Genomic DNA, 17,073 nt, shown 5'->3' on the forward strand with positions numbered 1-17,073 from the left:
TTTGTGTTTTTCTCTTACTCCGGTTTCTCGGTGTTGTTGTTTTCACCCCCCCCCCCCCCCCCCTTTTATACCCGGGGGGGGGGGGCCCCCCCCCCCCCCCCCCCCCCCCCCCCCCCCGCGTTATAAAGTCAGCGTTGAAAATGCACTTTTATGACGCGAGGCGCACCAGTTGGAGGCGCAAAAATACTCGTCCGCTGCTTGCAGGCCGGCTTGCAGCCCGTGCCACAGGCGCCCGCGGCGGATTGGCACGGCGCCTGCAAGCTCAGCTTCAACCCACCTCGGTCAACGATGATCGACAGGCCATACAGGTCATGGGCAATAACGGAAGGACCGGCGAAGTCGCCCGATCCGAACCCGTATAAGAACAGGCAAAGACGCCTGGAACCGTAAGGTTTCAGGCGTTTTTTTTTGCTTTTTTAAACCGTGATGAGCTTTGTCGGGTGCTTTCCATGAATTCCACTATCGCCAGTCTGAAACCGCTGAAAACCCTGATTGTCGTCGGCAATGGCATGGTCGGCCATCATTGTGTGGCGCAACTGATCGAGCGCGGCGCGCTGGACCACTACCGCTTGCACGTGTTCAGCGAGGAGCCGATGCGCGCCTATGACCGCGTGCATCTTTCCGAATACTTCACCGGCCGCGATGCCGAGTCGCTGGCGCTGTCCGACGCGTCGCTGTACCACACGCCGGGTGTGACCTTGCACTTGGGCGTGCCGGTGCTGGAAATCGACCGCGCCCGTTGCGAGGTGATTACCGCCCAAGGGTGCGTGGCCTACGACAAGTTGGTGCTGGCCACCGGTTCTTACCCGTTTGTGCCGCCGATTGAAGGCGCCGAAGGCGACTCGCGGCTGGTGTACCGCACCCTCGAAGACCTCGACGCGATTCGTGCGGCGGCCGCCAATGCGCGGCGCGGCGTGGTGGTGGGTGGCGGGCTGCTCGGTCTGGAAGCCGCCAACGCCCTGAAAAGCCTTGGCCTGGAAGCGCATGTGGTGGAGTTCGCGCCGCGCTTGATGCCGGTGCAACTGGATGATTTTGGCGGGCTGGCGCTCAAGGCTCAGATCGAGCGGCTGGGCGTCGGTGTGCACTTGTCCCGCGCCACCCAGTCGATCAGCGCGGGCGAGGCGTATCGCTACCGCATGAACTTTGCGAATGACGAATTCCTTGAAACCGACCTGATCGTGTTCTCAGCCGGTATCCGCGCCCAAGATGCCTTGGCGCGTCAGGCCGCGCTGGAGATTGGCCCGCGCGGCGGCGTGGTGATCAACGATGAATGCCAAAGCTGCGACCCGAACATCTACGCGATTGGCGAATGCGCCTCGTGGAATGGCAGTTTGTTCGGCCTGGTCGCGCCGGGTTACCAGATGGCCCGCGGGGTTGCCGCGCTGTTGTGCGAGCAGGCCACCGAGCCGTTTGTGGGCGCTGACATGTCGACCAAACTCAAACTGCTCGGCGTCGACGTCGGCTCGATCGGCGATGCGCATGCAAACACGCCGGGTGCGCGCAGCTACCAATTCATCGACGAAGCCAGCGCCAGCTATCGACGCCTGGTGGTGGACGCGAGCGGCAAGCATGTGATCGGCGCGGTGCTGGTCGGCGACAACAGCTACTACGACACCTTGCTGCAATACATGCAAAACCGTATCGCGTTGCCGGCCGAACCGGCCAGCCTGATATTGCCATCCTCCACTGGCGCGCCGACCCTCGGCCCGGGCGCCTTGCCGCAAGCAGCCACCGTGTGCTCGTGCCACAACGTGACCAAGGGTTCGATTTGCTCGGCGATTGACGGCGGGTGCAGCGACCTCGGCCTGCTCAAGTCGCAGACCAAGGCCGGCACCGGTTGCGGCGGCTGCGCCGGGTTGCTCAAGCAGGTGTTCGAGCATGAGCTGATTGCGCGCGGCGTCAGCGTCGACAAAAGCCTGTGCGAACACTTCGCCTATACGCGTCAGGAACTGTATGCGCTGGTGCGCGTGGAAGGCGTGATCACCTTCGAAGAACTGCTGGCCAAACACGGCCGTGGCCACACCGGTTGTGACGTGTGCAAGCCGGCGGTGGGCTCGATTTTGGCCTCGTGCTGGAACCAGCCGATCATGGACGCTTCCCTCGTGCCGTTGCAGGACACCAACGACACCTTCATGGCGAATATGCAGAAGAACGGCACCTATTCGGTGGTGCCGCGTATTCCAGGCGGTGAAATCACTGCGGATAAACTCATCGCAATCGGCGAAGTCGCAAAAAAATACGACCTTTACACCAAGATCACCGGCGGCCAGCGCATCGACCTGTTCGGCGCGCAACTGCATGAACTGCCGGAGATCTGGGCCGAGCTGATCGCCGCCGGGTTTGAGACCGGGCATGCCTATGGCAAGTCCACGCGTACGGTAAAGTCGTGCGTCGGCAGCACCTGGTGCCGCTACGGCGTGCAGGACAGCGTGAAAATGGCCTTGCTCATCGAGGACCGTTACAAGGGCCTGCGCTCGCCGCACAAACTCAAGTTCGCGGTATCCGGCTGCACCCGCGAATGCGCCGAAGCGCAGAGCAAAGACGTCGGCGTGATCGCCACCGAGAAGGGCTGGAACCTTTACATTGCGGGCAACGGCGGCATGCGCCCACGCCATGCCGAGCTGTTCGCCACCGACCTCGACGACGCCACGCTGATCCAGTACATCGACCGTTTTCTGATGTTCTACATCCGCACCGCCGACAAATTGCAGCGCACCTCGGTATGGCGCGAAAGCCTCGACGGCGGCCTCGACTTCCTCAAAGATGTGATATTGCACGACAGCCTCGGGCTGGGCGCCGAGCTTGAAGCGCAGATGCAACTTGTGGTCGACCGCTATGAATGCGAGTGGGCCAACGCCCTCAAAGACCCGGAAAAACTCAAGCGCTTCCGCACCTTCGTCAACGACAAACGCCCCGACCCGGACATCCACTTTGTTCAGGAGCGTGGCCAGCGCCGCCCGATTATGGCGAGCGAACTGAACCTGATTCCCGTCATCGAGGAGATTGCCTGATGAGTTCATCCAACATTCAGCCCAACCTGGCCACGTGGAAAAGCGTGTGCACCGAGCAAGACCTGGTGAGCAACTCCGGCGTAGTGGTGTGGCTCGACGGCGCGCAGGTGGCGCTGTTTTACCTGCCGGGCGCGCAAGAACAGCGCCTGTACGCCATCGACAACCATGACCCGGAGTCCGGGGCGAACGTGATCGGTCGCGGGCTGGTCGGCAGCATCAAGGGTGACCTGGTGGTGGCGGCGCCGATCTACAAGCAGCATTATCGCTTGCACGATGGCCAATGCCTCGAGGCGCCGGATCAGCGCCTGCGCGTGTGGCCGGTGCGGTTGAACGCCGGGCTGGTGGAGTTGGGCGTGGACTGAGTGTGGCAGCCCCATGATTGGTTAGCTCAAGCCCGCTCCCACAGTTGACTGTATTGTGCTTGGGAAATAGGGTCGGCTTTGAAAACTCCAGCCACGACCCTTACCTTAATCAAGGACACGATATGGCGTTGATAACAGAACGCGTGGCGCTGGCCCGCGAAGGTGCCAACGATAAGGTTATCTGCCGCATGGCCTCAGGCTGGGCGGTGATGGGAGACGTGCAGTTTTTGCCCGGTTACTGCTTGCTACTGCCCGACCCGGTGGTCGCAAGCCTGAACGACCTGGATACCGCTGCACGTAGCCTTTACCTGCTCGACATGGCGCGCATCGGCGATGCGGTGCTGCAAGCCACCGGCGCGTTGCGCATGAACTACGAGATTCTGGGCAATTCGGAACCGGAGTTGCACTGCCATATCTTCCCGCGCTACGCCTGCGAGCCGGATGACAAACGCAAGATGCCAGCGTGGTTTTACGACTGGAAAACCGCAACGCCTTACGCAGAAAACGTACACGGAGATCTGCGTAAAGCCATTGCACAATTACTGCAGGGCTCAGCGATTTAACCCGCGATTGCGTTTAACTCAACCATTACCTCGTCGGTCAATTGCAGTTCGCCCACCGCGAGATTTTCACGCAAATGACCCACCGATGAGGTGCCGGGAATCTGCGAACGTGTTTGAACCCGCGGCTTAGCTACCGGCCAGGATGTGGGCTGTATCAATCACGCTGGCGTAGTCCATCGCCAGGTTACTCAGCGACAGCGCGTGCACATCCTCCGCCGGCCAGACACGCCCCGACAGATCGGTTTGATCAAACGTATAACAAGCATCCGCCGCCACTATTACATCAAAACCGAGGTTGCCGCCTGAGCGCGCCGTGGCCTCAACCGAGTTGTTGGTGATCACCCCAACGATCACCAACTGCTTGATCGAGCGCGCGTGCAGCCAACGCTCCAGGCCCGTGGCCGTGAATGCGTCCGGAACGTTTTTTTCCAGCACATGCTCGTGTTTCAGGGGCTGTAACTCCGCCTGAAACTCGCAGCCAGGTTGGCCAGGCCAGAACACCGAATCGGGCGAGCGCGACATATGTCGCACATGGATAACCGGGCGCTTGGCGTGCCGCCACGCGCTCAAAAGAGCCTGTATTTGCGACTCCGCGTTGGGGTTGTTGCGTCGCCCGAGTTTTGGGTGGTGCATGCCCTGTTGCATGTCGATGATCACCAATGCGGCGTTCGTATCCAGCGGTTGCATAGCGCCTCCCTTTGCTGACGAAGCCGCAAACATAGCAGTGGCGCGCGAGCATTTCACCCTGGATGCGAGAGCGACTCGATTGAAGCCTGTTAAAGCGTTGCAGTGGCCGGGTTACGCCTGTCAACAGCGGCACCGATCGGCGGTTCCTCTGGAAAACCCTGAAACTTCCCGCTGAAAAACCTCATAATGACGGCCATTTTTGTTTAGCTCGTTATTCTGGTGTGCCCGCATGGAAATTAAGGTCAACTTTCTCGACAACCTTCGGCTTGAAGCCAAGTTCGATGACTTCACGGTAATTGCCGACCAACCGATTCGCTACAAGGGCGATGGTTCGGCACCGGGGCCATTCGATTACTTCCTGGCTTCGTCGGCGTTGTGCGCGGCGTACTTTGTGAAGTTGTACTGCGCGACGCGCAATATTCCCACCGAGAATATTCGCCTGTCGCAGAACAATATTGTCGACCCGGAAAACCGATACAACCAGATCTTCAAGATTCAGGTCGAGTTGCCGGCGGATATTTCCGACAAGGACCGCCAAGGCATCCTGCGTTCCATCGACCGTTGCACTGTGAAAAAAGTGGTGCAGGCCGGGCCTGAGTTTGTGATTGAGCAAGTCGACAACCTCGATGCCGATGCCCAGGCGCTGTTGATGCCAAGCGCCAGCACCGAGGCGGGCACCTACATTGCGGGCAAGGACCTGCCGCTGGAGCAGACCATCGCCAACATGTCCGGCATCCTCGCCGGCCTGGGCATGAAGATTGAAATCGCCTCGTGGCGCAATATCGTGCCCAACGTGTGGTCGCTGCATATTCGCGATGCGCACTCGCCGATGTGTTTTACCAACGGCAAGGGCGCGACCAAGGAAGGCGCGCTGGCGTCGGCCTTGGGCGAGTTTATCGAGCGGCTTAACTGCAACTTCTTCTACAACGATCAGTTCTGGGGTGAAGAACTGGCCAATGCGCCTTTCGTGCACTACCCGGATGAGCGCTGGTTTCAGCCGGGCCGCAACGATGCGCTGCCGACGGAAATCCTCGACGCCTATTGCCTGAAAATCTACAACCGCGACGGCGAGCTGCGTGGCTCGCACCTGTACGACACCAACTCCGGCAATGAAGCGCGTGGCATTGTGTCGTTGCCGTTTGTGCGCCAGTCCGACGGCGAGGTGGTGTACTTTCCGTCAAACCTGATCGAAAACCTTTACCTCAGCAACGGCATGAGCGCCGGTAACACCCTGGCCGAAGCGCAAGTGCAGTGCCTGTCGGAGATTTTCGAGCGCGCGGTTAAACGCGAGATCATCGAAGGCGAATTTGCGCTGCCGGACGTTCCCGCCGAGGTGCTGGCCAAGTACCCGGGCATTCTTGCCGGCATTCAAGGCCTGGAAGCCCAAGGGTTCCCGGTGCTGGTCAAGGATGCGTCGTTGGGGGGGGAATTCCCGGTGATGTGCGTGACCTTGATGAACCCGCGCACCGGCGGCGTATTTGCCTCGTTCGGCGCGCACCCAAGCCTGGAAGTCGCGCTGGAACGCAGCCTGACTGAATTGCTGCAGGGCCGCAGCTTTGAAGGTTTGAACGATTTGCCGCAACCGACCTTTGAAGGCCACGCGGTGACGGAGCCGAATAACTTTGTCGAACACTTTATCGATTCCAGCGGCGTGGTGTCGTGGCGCTTCTTCAGCGCCCAGTCGGAGTACGAATTCGTCGAGTGGGACTTCTCCGGCGAGGGTGAAGACTCCAACGCCCAAGAAGCCGCGACGCTGTTTGGTATTCTCGAAGGCATGGGCAAAGAGTCCTACATGGCGGTGTACGAACACCTCGGCGCAACCGCCTGCCGCATTCTGGTGCCGGATTATTCGGAAATCTATCCGGTGGACGACCTGATCTGGGATAACACCAACAAGGCCTTGTTCTTCCGCGCCGACATTCTCAACCTGCACAGCCTCAGCGCCGACGACCTTAAAGCCTTGGCTGAACGCCTGGTAGAAAGCGAGCTGGACGACTACACCGACATCACCACCTTGATCGGCATCGAGTTCGACGACAACACCGCGTGGGGTCAACTGACCATCCTGGAGTTGAAGCTACTGATCTACCTCGCGTTGCAGCAGTACGAAGAAGCCAAGGAATGTGTGGAAATGTTCCTGCAGTACAACGACAACACCGCCGAGCGCGGCCTGTTTTACCAGGCGGTTAACGCGGTGTTGGAGATGCAGTTGGACGAGGACCTGGAGTTGGCTGATTACGAGGCCAACTTCCGCCGGATGTTTGGTGATGAGCGCATGGATGCGGTGATCGGTTCGGTCAACGGCAGCGTGCGGTTTTACGGGCTGACGCCGACCAGCACCCAGCTGGAAGGGCTGGACCGGCATTTGCGCTTGATCGACAGCTATAAAAAGCTGCACGCGGCACGTGCGAATGTGAAGACTGGCTGACACGCTTGGTGTGGCAAGCGGGCTTGCTACCTAAAGCCCGCTCGCCACAGTAGCCTCAGCGAAGGTACGTTAAATCCTCGCCAGCGCCTGGGCCAGATCGGCCCTCAGGTCTTCCACATCTTCAACCCCCACCGACAACCGCACCAATCCATCGCCAATGCCTAACTGCGCGCGGGTCGCCGCCGGGATGCTCGCATGGGTCATGATCGCCGGGTGTTCGATCAGGCTTTCTACACCGCCAAGGCTTTCGGCAAGGGCAAAAACCTTCACGTTTTCCAAAAAGCGCGTAGCGCCCGCGAGGTCGCTGTTCAAATCCACCGAAATCATCCCGCCGAACCCATGCATCTGCCGACGTGCGAGTTCGTGTTGAGGGTGCGATGCCAAGCCAGGGTAGTAAACGCGCGATACTTGCGGCTGTTGTTCCAGCCAGGTGGCCAAATCCAGCGCATTGCTGCAATGGCGTTCCATGCGCAGCGCCAGGGTTTTCACGCCGCGCAGGGTCAGGAAAGCATCGAACGGGCCGGCGATGGCACCCACCGAATTTTGCAGAAAGCCCAACCGCTCGGCCAATTCCGGGTTGTGGCCGACGATGGCGATGCCGCCGATCACATCGGAGTGGCCATTAAGGTATTTGGTCGTGGAGTGCACCACGATGTCGAAGCCCAGCTCCAGCGGGCGCTGAATCCATGGGCTGGCGAAGGTGTTGTCGGCCACGCAGATGATGCCGCGGTCGCGGCAGATGCGCGCAATGGCGCTGAGGTCGGTCAGGCTCAGCAGCGGGTTGCTCGGGGTTTCGACCCAGACCATGCGCGTATCGGCCTGCAATGACGCTTCAAACGCCGACACGTCGCTGAGGTCGACAAAGCTGAAGCGGTGCCCGGCACTGCGTTGGCGCACCTTGTCGAACAGGCGGAAGGTGCCGCCGTACAGGTCGTTGCCGGAGACGATGTGCGCGCCGGCATCGAGCAGTTCCAGCACTGTGGAAATCGCCGCCAACCCGGAGGCGAAGGCAAACGCCTGGCTGCCACCTTCAAGGTCGGCGACGCAGCGCTCCAGGGCAAAACGCGTTGGGTTATGCGAGCGCCCATAGTCGAAGCCCTTGTGCACGCCGGGGCTTTCTTGCAGGTAGGTGGAGTTGGCGTAGATCGGCGGCATCAAGGCGCCCGTGGTCGGGTCGGGTGACTGCCCGGCGTGAATCACGCGGGTGGCAAACGCAGTTTTATCGGGCTGACTCATGCAAGGGATCTCCGTAGGTGGTTGAGCAGGTCGACACGCGTGATCAGGCCATGAAAGCCGGACGCGTCGGCGATGATCGCGACCAGGCCGCGATCCAGTTCTGCCTGCAATTGGCCGAGGCTGGCGCTGGGGGCCAGGGTGTGCACGGTGTCGGTCATGGCACTCGCGACGGTCATGGAAAAGTGCTCGGCGTCGGTGTGCAACCCCAGCAAAATGTCGGATTCGTCGATCACGCCGACCAGTGTCTGGCCATCCGCCAACACCGGCAGTTGCGAAACATCGGCCAGGCGCATGCGCTGGAAGGCCATGAGCAAGGTGTCATCGGGGCTCACGCTGATCACGCGGCCGTCTTCGAAGCGGCGGGCGATCAAGTCGCGCAGGTCGCCGTAATGCTTGTAGTGCAGCAGGCCAGCGTCGTTCATCCACTGGTCGTTGTAAACCTTAGACAGGTAGCGTGTGCCGGTGTCGCAGACGAAGGTGACCACGCGTTTCGGCTCGGTTTGCTCGCGGCAGTAGCGCAGGGCGGCGGCGAGCAGGGTGCCGGTGGACGAGCCACCCAGAATGCCTTCGGCCTTGAGCAGTTGGCGGGCGTGGTCGAAGCTTTCTTCATCGCTGATGGAATAGGCGTGGCGCACGCTGGAGAGGTCGGCAATCGAGGGGATAAAGTCCTCGCCGATACCTTCCACGGCCCACGAGCCCGGCGTTCCAATTTTGCCGCTGCGGCTGTATTCAGCCATCACCGAACCCACCGGGTCTGCCAATACCATGGCCAACGCCGGCTGTACCTGCTTGAAAAAGCGCGTCAGGCCGGTGAGCGTGCCGGCAGAACCGACGCCCACCACAATCGCGTCCAGGTCATGCTGGGTTTGCGCCCATATTTCCGGGGCGGTGCTGGTTTCATGCGCCAGCGGGTTGGCCGGGTTGTTGAATTGGTCGGCGAAAAACGAGCCCGGAATATCCTTGGCCAGCCGCGCCGCCACGTCCTGGTAATACTCGGGGTGGCCCTTGCCGACGTCGGAGCGGGTGATGTGCACCTCGGCGCCCATGGCCTTGAGGTGCAGCACCTTTTCGGTGGACATTTTGTCGGGCACCACCAGCACCACGCGGTAGCCTTTGGCCCGGCCAACCAGCGCCAGGCCCAGACCGGTATTGCCGGCGGTGGCTTCGATGATGGTGCCGCCGGGGCGCAGGCGGCCGTCGCGCTCGGCGGCGTCGATCATCGCCAGCCCGATGCGGTCCTTGATCGAACCTCCGGGGTTTTGCGATTCAAGCTTCAAAAACAGCGTGCACAGGCCGGTATCGAAGCGGCTGACCCGCACCAGCGGGGTGTTGCCGATCAATTCAAGGACGGCGGGGCGTGGGAGGCTGGGCATGATTTCACCTGGTGACGAAAGGGCTTGAGTGAAGCAGCAAAATGCAAACATGCCTTTGAACATAGGCCGCGATTGCACCGCTCGCCACCGAGCGGTCCGCAGGATGTATTTTTTTGACGCATGAGGTGGTTTCAGCGCCTACGCTTTGCTGCAAGGCTGCAGCCTGGGGGCACTCGCCCGCTGAGTGGCCTCAATTTGCTTAAGACTATGCCGATAGCATTGTTATGACCAAGGAGGCCGTAGCTGATGTTTAATAAAAAACTCAAGAACCAGGTTAACGCTCAGGCGGCCGAATTGTCGGAGCTGCGCCAACTGCGCGATGGCCTCAACCGTGAAATGCTGACGTTGAGCATCGATCCAACGTTTAAAATCATCGGCTGTAACGCAAACTTTGCCGAGGCTTTGGGCTACACCCCGGACCAACTGCTGGGGCGCGAGATGGCGAATATCGTCCCCAAGTACGTCTCCAAACTTCCGTGCTTTCTTAACTTTCAGGCGGCCGTCGCGGCAGGCCGATCAATCACTGACGAGTACCGGTATTTGCATGCGAATGGCTCGCTGGTATGGATTCATGCGCACTGGCAACCCGTCGCCGACATTGCCGGCAACCTGAGCCATGTCACCTGCTATGCAACCGACATTACTTCCCGCGTTGAACAGGCTTCGGAAAACACCTCGTTTATCGAGGCACTGCTGCGTTCAACTGCAGTGATCGAGTTCGACCTCTCCGGGCACGTACTCAAAGCCAATGACCAATTCTTGAAAGCCATGGGTTACAGCCTCAGCGACGCCAAAGGCAGCCATCACCGCATATTCTGTACGCCGGAAGAAACCTCGTCGCAGAAGTACAAGGATTTTTGGTTAACGCTGAACAAGGGCGAGTTTGTTGCCGGTCGATTTGAACGTGTCGACAGTCGCGGTCAAACCGTGTGGTTAGAGGCGACTTACAACCCGGTGTACGACGCCGAAGGCACACTCTGCAAAGTGGTCAAGTTCGCTACGGTGGTGACCGATCAAGTTGCCCGTGAACAAGACGTCAGCACCGCCGCGCAAACCGCCTTTGAAATCTCCCAACACACCGATGTGAGTGCCCAGCGCGGCGCTGTGGTGGTTAACGACACCATGCACACCATGCGCAAGATCGCGGTGGATATACAGGCGGCCTCCGGCGGAGTAGAGGCACTCGGCAAGCAATCCCTGTTGATCAGCTCGATTGTTCAAACCATCAGCAGTATTGCCCAGCAAACCAACTTGCTCGCCTTGAACGCTGCGATTGAAGCCGCCCGCGCCGGTGAACAGGGGCGTGGCTTTGCGGTCGTCGCGGATGAAGTTCGTCAATTGGCTGGGCGCACCAGCACCGCCACAGAGGAAATTGCCTCGGTGGTTGCGCAAAACCAGAAGCTGGTGGGCGAAACCGTCGCGGAGATGGCGAACAGTAAATCCCAGGCAGAGCAGGGCCTTGACCTGGCTACGCAGGCGGGCCAGGTGATTGTCGAGATTCAGGATGGCGCCAAGCGCGTCGTCGACGCAGTAGGCAGGTTTGCGACGCAATTGGGGTAGGTAAACGGGGCGTTAAAATTTTTTTGAGGCGCCCTTGAAAACCGTTGGGTAGTCCCTATTTTGGCCTTACGCGATGCCGAAAGCGGGTCGCGTATTAAATCACTTGGATAAAACTCAGGAGATTTTGTTATGGCTACTACTCTCTCGTTGGCCCCACTGTTCCGTCAGTCTGTGGGCTTTGATCGCTTCAACGACCTGTTTGAATCGACGCTGCGCAATGAGGCGGGCAATACCTATCCACCTCACAACGTCGAAAAGCACGGTGATGACCAGTACCGCATCGTGATTGCAGTGGCGGGCCTCGTAGGGGACGACATAGACATTCAGGTCGAGAATGGCGTTTTAAGCGTTTCTGGTGGGAAACGTGAAAGCGATGAGAAGGTCACGTACCTGCACCAGGGAATCGCGCAACGGGCCTTCCGTTTGTCGTTCCGACTGGCTGACCATATCGAGGTGCAAGGCGCATCACTCACCAACGGTTTGCTGGCAATCGAGTTGCTTCGCGTCGTACCCGAAGAAGCCAAGCCAAAACGTATCGAAATCGGTACTGGCGGCAAGCCAGACTTGCGCCAGGTCAGCCTGCAATAACGTGATAAAAGGCGCTCTTCGGAGCGCCTTTTTTTAATCTGGCCCGCGCACAGCGAAAGGCCTGTTCTAGCCCTGCTTTGAAGCCATCAATTCATCAAGCTCCGGCAACAGCGTTACACTTTCTTGCTCATTCGGGTCGGTGCGAGCAACTAACACAGTGGCTACTTGCTCGTTGCTGCGGTTATACGGCACATGCGGCATTCCCGCAGGGATATAAAAAAAGTTACCTTCTTCCACGATGGCATGCTTTTCAAGCGCCTCGCCGTACCAACAACCGGTGGTGCCACTTAGCGCATAAATAGCGGTTTCATGCTGCTGATGTTTATGTGCCTTACCTTTCCCGCCAGGCGCAATGTTCAACACCTGCATATGGATATGTTGCGCACCGGCGCTTTCAGCAGAAATGCCAACCTGATAATCCAGCCCTTGTTTGCCCTGATAAGACTCAGCGGGTTTTAACAGGACACAGTCAAGCACGCGGTCAGTGGTCATGGTTTTCCTCCAACTGGGTGTAAGTTAGTCAGATTCACTCGGCCTGTTACGGGTTCATAACAGGCAGGGAACGGGGCGTCGGCGGTCCATCTATCGGATAAATTAGTGTACTCGGCGGTGGAAGTCACCTTTATGACTCAGGCATCGGCAGCAGGTGTTTCGCCCCGGTTGAGCGCAACCCCTGCAGCACCGGCTCGCTGCTGCCAGCCAATTGCGCAGGGCTTGCGTGCGGTAATCCCGGCCGCTCGGATGGGCGCTGTGCACGGGTTGCTCGAATGAAAGGTTCGACTCGCTTCGTGAGCGGCTAGCGGGCTACCGACTGCGTTTGTGTTTTGCTGAGTCAGCACATTTCCTACAGCAAGCCGTGAAACGTCGAGGTTATAGGCGACAGCGCCTTGCTGCATTGCCTACGCTTGCGTCAGAATCGGCCGGCTTGTGCGCTTGAGTGGGCGTCTCTAAGGTTGTTCGGTCGCTGAAAACTCAGTGATCGGGTTTAGTAGCCTGGGGTTATTCCAGTCAGTGCATAAGCGTCATCTATCGGACGGCCTCGTCCGTGCTTGATGGTGGCTGTGTGCAGGGCGTCCACGGGCGCGCCGGCTTTCTTGGAATTCCCCGGTCTACTAACCTGCGCACGGCTGCCACCCCTTTGTTTAGTAGCTCAGAGGTGGCGCCCCCTAGAGGGAATTCCAAGTATGTTCAAAATCACGCCTAACCCTCCGAGCGAGCCAGACCTGAAACTCAACCAGGCCGCGCATCGAACGATAGACCGCTACCTCAATCCAGAAACTGCCCCACCTTCGCCAGCACCGGGTTTGTTCAGCGTTGCCGCTGACGCCAGCAATGAAACCTTGATCACCAACAGTTATGAAACCTTTTCCTCGGTTAGCGCGTTGTTGCTCGACCTGTCGGAGGATTTGACCGGGAAACAGCGCGATGTGGCGCTGGCGATCCATCAACTGAGTGAGCTGGGGGTTTTGTTGATCGATAGGTTGATGGAGCGGGAGGCGGGTGTAGCGGGTGGCTGAGTTTTAAATTGGGTAACCTGACGACTCGGTAGCCACTGCAAAAAACGCAGTGCTTTTGCATCCGATAGTCAGGTCGCCAAACCGTATCGCCAACTGCGTTACCGCCAGAGCAAGCTTCGCCTAATCGCTCAAGCCCGCCGCGCCAGCAATAACACCGTCGCCGCCGCTGACAACAAACCCGCGCAGCATCGATTGAACATCCGCTTGCCACGCGGCTCGGCGAACCAGCGGCGCATGTGTAGGCCCATATAGGCGTAAGCGCTGATGGCGATCCATTCCAACATCAGGAACATTGCACCCAACAGCGCAAATTGCGGCGTGACCGGTTGGTCTTGCGTCACAAATTGCGGAAAGAATGCGGTGAAAATCAAGATGGCTTTTGGGTTGCCTGCGGCCACCAGGAACTCTTGGCGCGCCAATGCCCATACCCCCATTCCGGCCGCAGCAGATTCAGCCTGCGGCTGTGAATCTGCGCGCCACAGCGAAAATGCCAGGTAAAACAGATACGCGGCCCCCAGAATTTTGATCGCGTAGAACAACAACTCTGACGTTTGCAGCACCACCGCCAAACCGGCAGAGGCGAAGGCTATCATGCCCGCGAAAGCGAGCAGGCGGCCGACGCCTGCGAGACACGACGTGCGGTAGCCGTAACGGGTGGCGTTGCTGACGGACAGCAAATTGTTCGGGCCTGGGGCCATGTTCAAAGCAAAACATGCCGGGACGAAAACAGCGAGGGTGGCAAGGTCCATGGCGGCTCCGGGTTCGGTTGGACTGTGCGTCGAGAATAAGGCCTGTGGTGGCGGTTGGACAATCCGCGCGCTGAAGTCGTATTGACGCCAACGCGCGTGGAGCGTTTAAAGCTAGCTAACCGGTGTTACGGGTGTTTCTTCGGTATCCGAGACCTGCGCACGTAAGCGTCGACCGATTACCTCCAGCAAGTCACAGCCATCACGCAATGGGAGGGCAGAGAATGGCCATCGCCTGCATACCTTCAAATAGGTTCAATGCTGCTGGATGCTATCAGAGAACCTCGGGCATTGGCTGATGGGCGCTGTGGGTGTTGTGCGCGGGTTGAACGAACGAAACGTTTCACCCGCTTTGAGTGGCGCGCGCGGGCTAGCCACTGCTTTTGTGTGTTGCAGGATCAGCACATTTCCTACAGCAGGCCGTGAAACGTCATGTTATAGGCGACAGCGCCTTGCTCCATTGCCTACGCTTGCGTCAGAATCGGCCGGCTTGTGCGCTTGAGTGGGCGTCTCTAAGGTTGCTCAGTCGCTGAAAACTCAGTGATCGGGTTTAGTAGCCTGAGTGACAACATAAAGTGCATAAGCCTCATCTCCCAGATGCTCTTGTCTGTGCTTGATGGTGGCTGTGCGCAGGGCGCCCTCGGGCGCGCCGGCTTTGTGTGTTTCCCCGGTCTACTAACCTGCGCACAGCTGCCACCCCCTCGTTTAGTAGCGAAGAGGTGTTGGCCCTGATCAGGTACAACACACATGTTCAAAATCACGCCTAACCCTCCGAGCGAGCCAGACCTGAAACTCAATCAGGCCGCGCATCGAGCGATAGACCGATACCTCAATCCAGAAACTGCCCCGCCCTCGCCATCACCGGGTTTGTTCAGCGTTGCCGCTGACGCCAGCAATGAAACCTTGATCACCAACAGTTATGAAACCTTTTCCTCGGTTAGCGCGTTGTTGCTCGACCTGTCGGAGGATTTGACCGGGAAACAACGGGATGTGGCGCTGGCGATTCACCAACTGAGTGAGCTGGGGGTTTTGTTGATCGATAGGTTGATGGAGCGGGAGGCGGGTGTAGCGGGTAGCTGAGTTTTAAATTGGGTAAGTCGAGAGATTGCCGACTCGTCGTAACGCCGTTATGACGAATCGGTGATTTTTCTATGGCTTTTTTGCGGTCTTGGCCAAGAGCTTCGACCGCGCGAACCCAGCAGGTAAGATCGACCTACTGAAAAAGCACGAAAAAAGGGGCGTGGATCTAAGTGTTTGGCTGAGAACGGCCATTAACGGCCAAGAGCAGCCATTTAAAGCCTTCAAATCCAAGGCAATCTCAACAACACTTTAGGCTTCAATTTTCCTCAGCGCATTATCCAAATACTGAGCAAGGGCTGGACTCTTGCCCGTGATTTTATCGGCAATTTCGTCGTCTTCATCGCGCTCAAAAATCGATCGCAAACGAGCAATACCAGCTTCTGGCGTCTCATCGCTGGCATCCCCCCTACCAAAGTATGCTAGGGCAATTAACTCGAGCTTCTTTTCTCGGCTCAATGGCACAATGCCCGCAACTAGTTCGAGCTCTTCCGGGGTTCGATGGAAAACTCGCTCTAAATCTATATCGGCGATGCGCACCGTTTCTGGACCATCTTCAAGCATTGCTCGCGCGAGATCCGCGATCCTGCGAATTTCAATTGGCGATAGGTGCTTCAAGTTATACGTCATGTTGCGTCCTTTTTTCGATAGGTAAGCAATATGCCATCAGGGAAAATAAAGTGCGAGCGCGAAACAGCCCATTCGAATCACTATTGTTGAAGCCAAAAAAACGCTCATTGAATTGCCTCACGATTCCATAAACATCGCGGAATGACACCTTTTGGCCGAAAGTGGCCAATAGCTGAATTTCATGTTGCCCATCCTCAGGCTCACCGACGCCCACCTTTACCCTCAACCACATGTCGCCCGCTTTTGCTTCAAGCGACCTGCCAGCCGCAAAACCCCCACCACATAATTACACCGAGGCTTCCTGCAACCACGCACCCTGCAAGTGCACAAACCGCTCCTGTAGCCATTCAATAAAAACCTGCACCTGAGGCGCCAGATGCGTCCTGCTCGGGTACACCACCCATACCGGCCGTGGCGCTGGGCGATAGGGCCGCAGAATCTCCACCAGTGCGCCGCTGTTCAGATGCTCCGCCACGGTGATGCCGGGCGCCTGAATGATGCCGAAGCCTGACACGCCACATTGAACGTAGGCATTCGATTCGGTGACGGTTATGCCGGCGTTACTCACAAACGTGTGGTCTTGCCCCTTGTTCGTGAAGTGCCAGGGCCGCGTGCGGTTGTTCTGACCAGACAGGAAGTTAACGCCTCGATGGCCTGTGAGTTCGTCGAGCGTTTGCGGTTGGCCGTGCTGGTGCAAATACTCGGGCGCAGCGCAGGTGACCATCGTGGCCATCGCGACTGGGCGCGCGATCAGGCTGGAGTCGGGTAAATCGCCGATGCGCAGCGCGCAGTCGATGCCTTCACCGACCAGGTCAACGGCGCGGTCGGTCACGCCGAGTACCAAGTTGATGCCTGGGAAGGCAGCGGCGAATTGTTTAAGGCTTCTTATGAGTTCGATTTGTGCGAAGGCGGTTGGGATGTCGATGCGCAGGCGGCCGCCGAGCGTTGCGCCGGTGCGGTCGAACATGGTGGTGGCGGCGGCTATGTCGGTAAGAATTTCTTGTACGCGCTCATAGAATCGCTCGCCCTCGGCGGTGAGTGCGACTTTTCGCGTGGTGCGCTGAAACAGGCGCACGCCCAATGAGGTTTCCAGCTCCTGGATGTAGCGGGTGACTTGTGGCCGCCCGATGTCCAGCGACTCAGCGGCTTTGGTGAAGCTGCCGAGCTCGGCCAGCCGTGCGAACAGTCGCATCGATTGCAGCAATTCCATGGTGTGTTCCTTTGCGCCTGGCTGACTCAGCCATGGCTGACGCTGATTGTTGTTTCAGAATAGAACAATCATGTCTTTTTGCGCG

14 protein-coding genes and 2 pseudogenes are annotated in these 17,073 nt (G+C 58.6%); 9 read left to right on the plus strand and 7 right to left on the minus strand.

What is annotated here, in order from left to right:
* Window positions 1–449: 449 nt before the first annotated feature.
* From nirB to ACOZK9_RS08860, 3 genes are all read left to right on the plus strand, one after another.
* A complete protein-coding gene (gene nirB / locus ACOZK9_RS08850) occupies window positions 450–3,011 on the plus strand; it encodes a nitrite reductase large subunit NirB (protein ID WP_122250130.1) in 2,562 nt (853 codons plus the stop codon).
* A complete protein-coding gene (nirD, locus tag ACOZK9_RS08855) occupies window positions 3,011–3,373 on the plus strand; it encodes a nitrite reductase small subunit NirD (protein ID WP_122250131.1) in 363 nt (120 codons plus the stop codon). Before nirB ends, nirD begins: the two co-directional genes overlap by 1 nt.
* Window positions 3,374–3,495: 122 nt before the next feature.
* Entirely contained in the window at window positions 3,496–3,936 is a 441-nt protein-coding gene (locus ACOZK9_RS08860; RefSeq protein ID WP_421555634.1) for an HIT family protein, read from the plus strand.
* Window positions 3,937–4,062: 126 nt separating this feature from the next.
* Here the strand turns inward: ACOZK9_RS08860 and ACOZK9_RS08865 are convergent, their stop codons facing one another.
* Window positions 4,063–4,623, minus strand: a complete 561-nt coding sequence (locus tag ACOZK9_RS08865; protein WP_421555635.1) for a cysteine hydrolase family protein — start codon at window positions 4,621–4,623, stop codon at window positions 4,063–4,065.
* A gap of 229 nt (window positions 4,624–4,852) precedes the next feature.
* Here ACOZK9_RS08865 and ACOZK9_RS08870 point away from each other — a divergent pair, with 229 nt between their 5' ends.
* Window positions 4,853–7,051: an OsmC domain/YcaO domain-containing protein gene (locus tag ACOZK9_RS08870; protein ID WP_421555636.1), complete on the plus strand. Its 2,199-nt coding sequence runs from the start codon at window positions 4,853–4,855 to the stop codon at window positions 7,049–7,051.
* Between the two features lie 69 nt (window positions 7,052–7,120).
* Here ACOZK9_RS08870 and ACOZK9_RS08875 read toward each other — a convergent pair whose 3' ends face one another.
* Both ACOZK9_RS08875 and ACOZK9_RS08880 read right to left on the minus strand, forming a co-directional pair.
* Complete coding sequence (locus ACOZK9_RS08875; RefSeq protein ID WP_421555637.1) at window positions 7,121–8,287, minus strand: cystathionine gamma-synthase; 1,167 nt, start codon at window positions 8,285–8,287, stop codon at window positions 7,121–7,123.
* Window positions 8,284–9,660 (minus strand): pyridoxal-phosphate dependent enzyme, encoded by a 1,377-nt coding sequence (locus tag ACOZK9_RS08880; protein ID WP_421555638.1) that lies wholly within the window; start codon window positions 9,658–9,660, stop codon window positions 8,284–8,286. The genes ACOZK9_RS08875 and ACOZK9_RS08880 overlap by 4 nt, the downstream gene beginning before the upstream one ends.
* Before the next feature lie 336 nt (window positions 9,661–9,996).
* Here ACOZK9_RS08880 and ACOZK9_RS08885 point away from each other — a divergent pair.
* The 3 genes and pseudogenes from ACOZK9_RS08885 to ACOZK9_RS08895 all read left to right on the plus strand — a co-directional run.
* A pseudogene (locus ACOZK9_RS08885) lies at window positions 9,997–10,680 on the plus strand (PAS domain-containing protein); the annotation flags it as partial.
* Between the two features lie 105 nt (window positions 10,681–10,785).
* A pseudogene (locus tag ACOZK9_RS08890) lies at window positions 10,786–11,220 on the plus strand (methyl-accepting chemotaxis protein); the annotation flags it as partial.
* Window positions 11,221–11,349: 129 nt separating this feature from the next.
* On the plus strand, window positions 11,350–11,808 hold the full coding sequence (locus tag ACOZK9_RS08895; protein WP_421555639.1) for an Hsp20 family protein: 459 nt from the start codon (window positions 11,350–11,352) through the stop codon (window positions 11,806–11,808).
* A gap of 66 nt (window positions 11,809–11,874) precedes the next feature.
* Here ACOZK9_RS08895 and ACOZK9_RS08900 read toward each other — a convergent pair whose 3' ends face one another.
* Complete coding sequence (locus ACOZK9_RS08900) at window positions 11,875–12,300, minus strand: cupin domain-containing protein (protein ID WP_421555640.1); 426 nt, start codon at window positions 12,298–12,300, stop codon at window positions 11,875–11,877.
* A 692-nt stretch (window positions 12,301–12,992) separates the two neighbouring features.
* Between ACOZK9_RS08900 and ACOZK9_RS08905 the strand changes: the two genes are divergently transcribed.
* Window positions 12,993–13,325 carry a DUF6124 family protein gene (locus tag ACOZK9_RS08905; protein ID WP_421555641.1) on the plus strand — a complete coding sequence of 111 codons (333 nt, stop codon included), beginning with the start codon at window positions 12,993–12,995 and terminating at the stop codon, window positions 13,323–13,325.
* 128 nt (window positions 13,326–13,453) lie between these two features.
* On the opposite strand, the gene ACOZK9_RS08910 is transcribed toward ACOZK9_RS08905, so the two are convergent.
* On the minus strand, window positions 13,454–14,074 hold the full coding sequence (locus tag ACOZK9_RS08910; RefSeq protein WP_421555642.1) for a LysE family translocator: 621 nt from the start codon (window positions 14,072–14,074) through the stop codon (window positions 13,454–13,456).
* Between the two features lie 744 nt (window positions 14,075–14,818).
* Here ACOZK9_RS08910 and ACOZK9_RS08915 point away from each other — a divergent pair.
* Window positions 14,819–15,151, plus strand: a complete 333-nt coding sequence (locus tag ACOZK9_RS08915) for a DUF6124 family protein (RefSeq protein WP_152751036.1) — start codon at window positions 14,819–14,821, stop codon at window positions 15,149–15,151.
* 249 nt (window positions 15,152–15,400) lie between these two features.
* Here the strand turns inward: ACOZK9_RS08915 and ACOZK9_RS08920 are convergent, their stop codons facing one another.
* Together ACOZK9_RS08920 and ACOZK9_RS08925 are read right to left on the minus strand one after the other, a co-directional pair.
* Window positions 15,401–15,778, minus strand: a complete 378-nt coding sequence (locus tag ACOZK9_RS08920; RefSeq protein WP_421555643.1) for a DUF3775 domain-containing protein — start codon at window positions 15,776–15,778, stop codon at window positions 15,401–15,403.
* A 286-nt stretch (window positions 15,779–16,064) separates the two neighbouring features.
* A complete protein-coding gene (locus ACOZK9_RS08925; RefSeq protein WP_421555644.1) occupies window positions 16,065–16,988 on the minus strand; it encodes a LysR family transcriptional regulator in 924 nt (307 codons plus the stop codon).
* Between the last annotated feature and the right edge of the window lie 85 nt (window positions 16,989–17,073).

This window comes from Pseudomonas kitaguniensis, assembly GCF_049199985.1.
Lineage (GTDB): Bacteria > Pseudomonadota > Gammaproteobacteria > Pseudomonadales > Pseudomonadaceae > Aquipseudomonas > Aquipseudomonas kitaguniensis.

Bases quoted from the DNA above. Each gene is read 5' to 3' on its own strand.
- ACOZK9_RS08910 (WP_421555642.1), bottom strand. From the start codon at position 14,074: ATGGACCTTGCCACCCTCGCTGTTTTCGTCCCGGCATGTTTTGCTTTG.
- ACOZK9_RS08880 (WP_421555638.1), bottom strand. From the start codon at position 9,660: ATGCCCAGCCTCCCACGCCCCGCCGTCCTTGAATTGATCGGCAACACC.
- ACOZK9_RS08920 (WP_421555643.1), bottom strand. From the start codon at position 15,778: ATGACGTATAACTTGAAGCACCTATCGCCAATTGAAATTCGCAGGATC.
- ACOZK9_RS08895 (WP_421555639.1), top strand. From the start codon at position 11,350: ATGGCTACTACTCTCTCGTTGGCCCCACTGTTCCGTCAGTCTGTGGGC.
- nirB (WP_122250130.1), top strand. From the start codon at position 450: ATGAATTCCACTATCGCCAGTCTGAAACCGCTGAAAACCCTGATTGTC.
- ACOZK9_RS08905 (WP_421555641.1), top strand. From the start codon at position 12,993: ATGTTCAAAATCACGCCTAACCCTCCGAGCGAGCCAGACCTGAAACTC.
- ACOZK9_RS08870 (WP_421555636.1), top strand. From the start codon at position 4,853: ATGGAAATTAAGGTCAACTTTCTCGACAACCTTCGGCTTGAAGCCAAG.
- ACOZK9_RS08860 (WP_421555634.1), top strand. From the start codon at position 3,496: ATGGCGTTGATAACAGAACGCGTGGCGCTGGCCCGCGAAGGTGCCAAC.
- ACOZK9_RS08900 (WP_421555640.1), bottom strand. From the start codon at position 12,300: ATGACCACTGACCGCGTGCTTGACTGTGTCCTGTTAAAACCCGCTGAG.
- nirD (WP_122250131.1), top strand. From the start codon at position 3,011: ATGAGTTCATCCAACATTCAGCCCAACCTGGCCACGTGGAAAAGCGTG.
- ACOZK9_RS08865 (WP_421555635.1), bottom strand. From the start codon at position 4,623: ATGCAACCGCTGGATACGAACGCCGCATTGGTGATCATCGACATGCAA.
- ACOZK9_RS08925 (WP_421555644.1), bottom strand. From the start codon at position 16,988: ATGGAATTGCTGCAATCGATGCGACTGTTCGCACGGCTGGCCGAGCTC.
- ACOZK9_RS08915 (WP_152751036.1), top strand. From the start codon at position 14,819: ATGTTCAAAATCACGCCTAACCCTCCGAGCGAGCCAGACCTGAAACTC.
- ACOZK9_RS08875 (WP_421555637.1), bottom strand. From the start codon at position 8,287: ATGAGTCAGCCCGATAAAACTGCGTTTGCCACCCGCGTGATTCACGCC.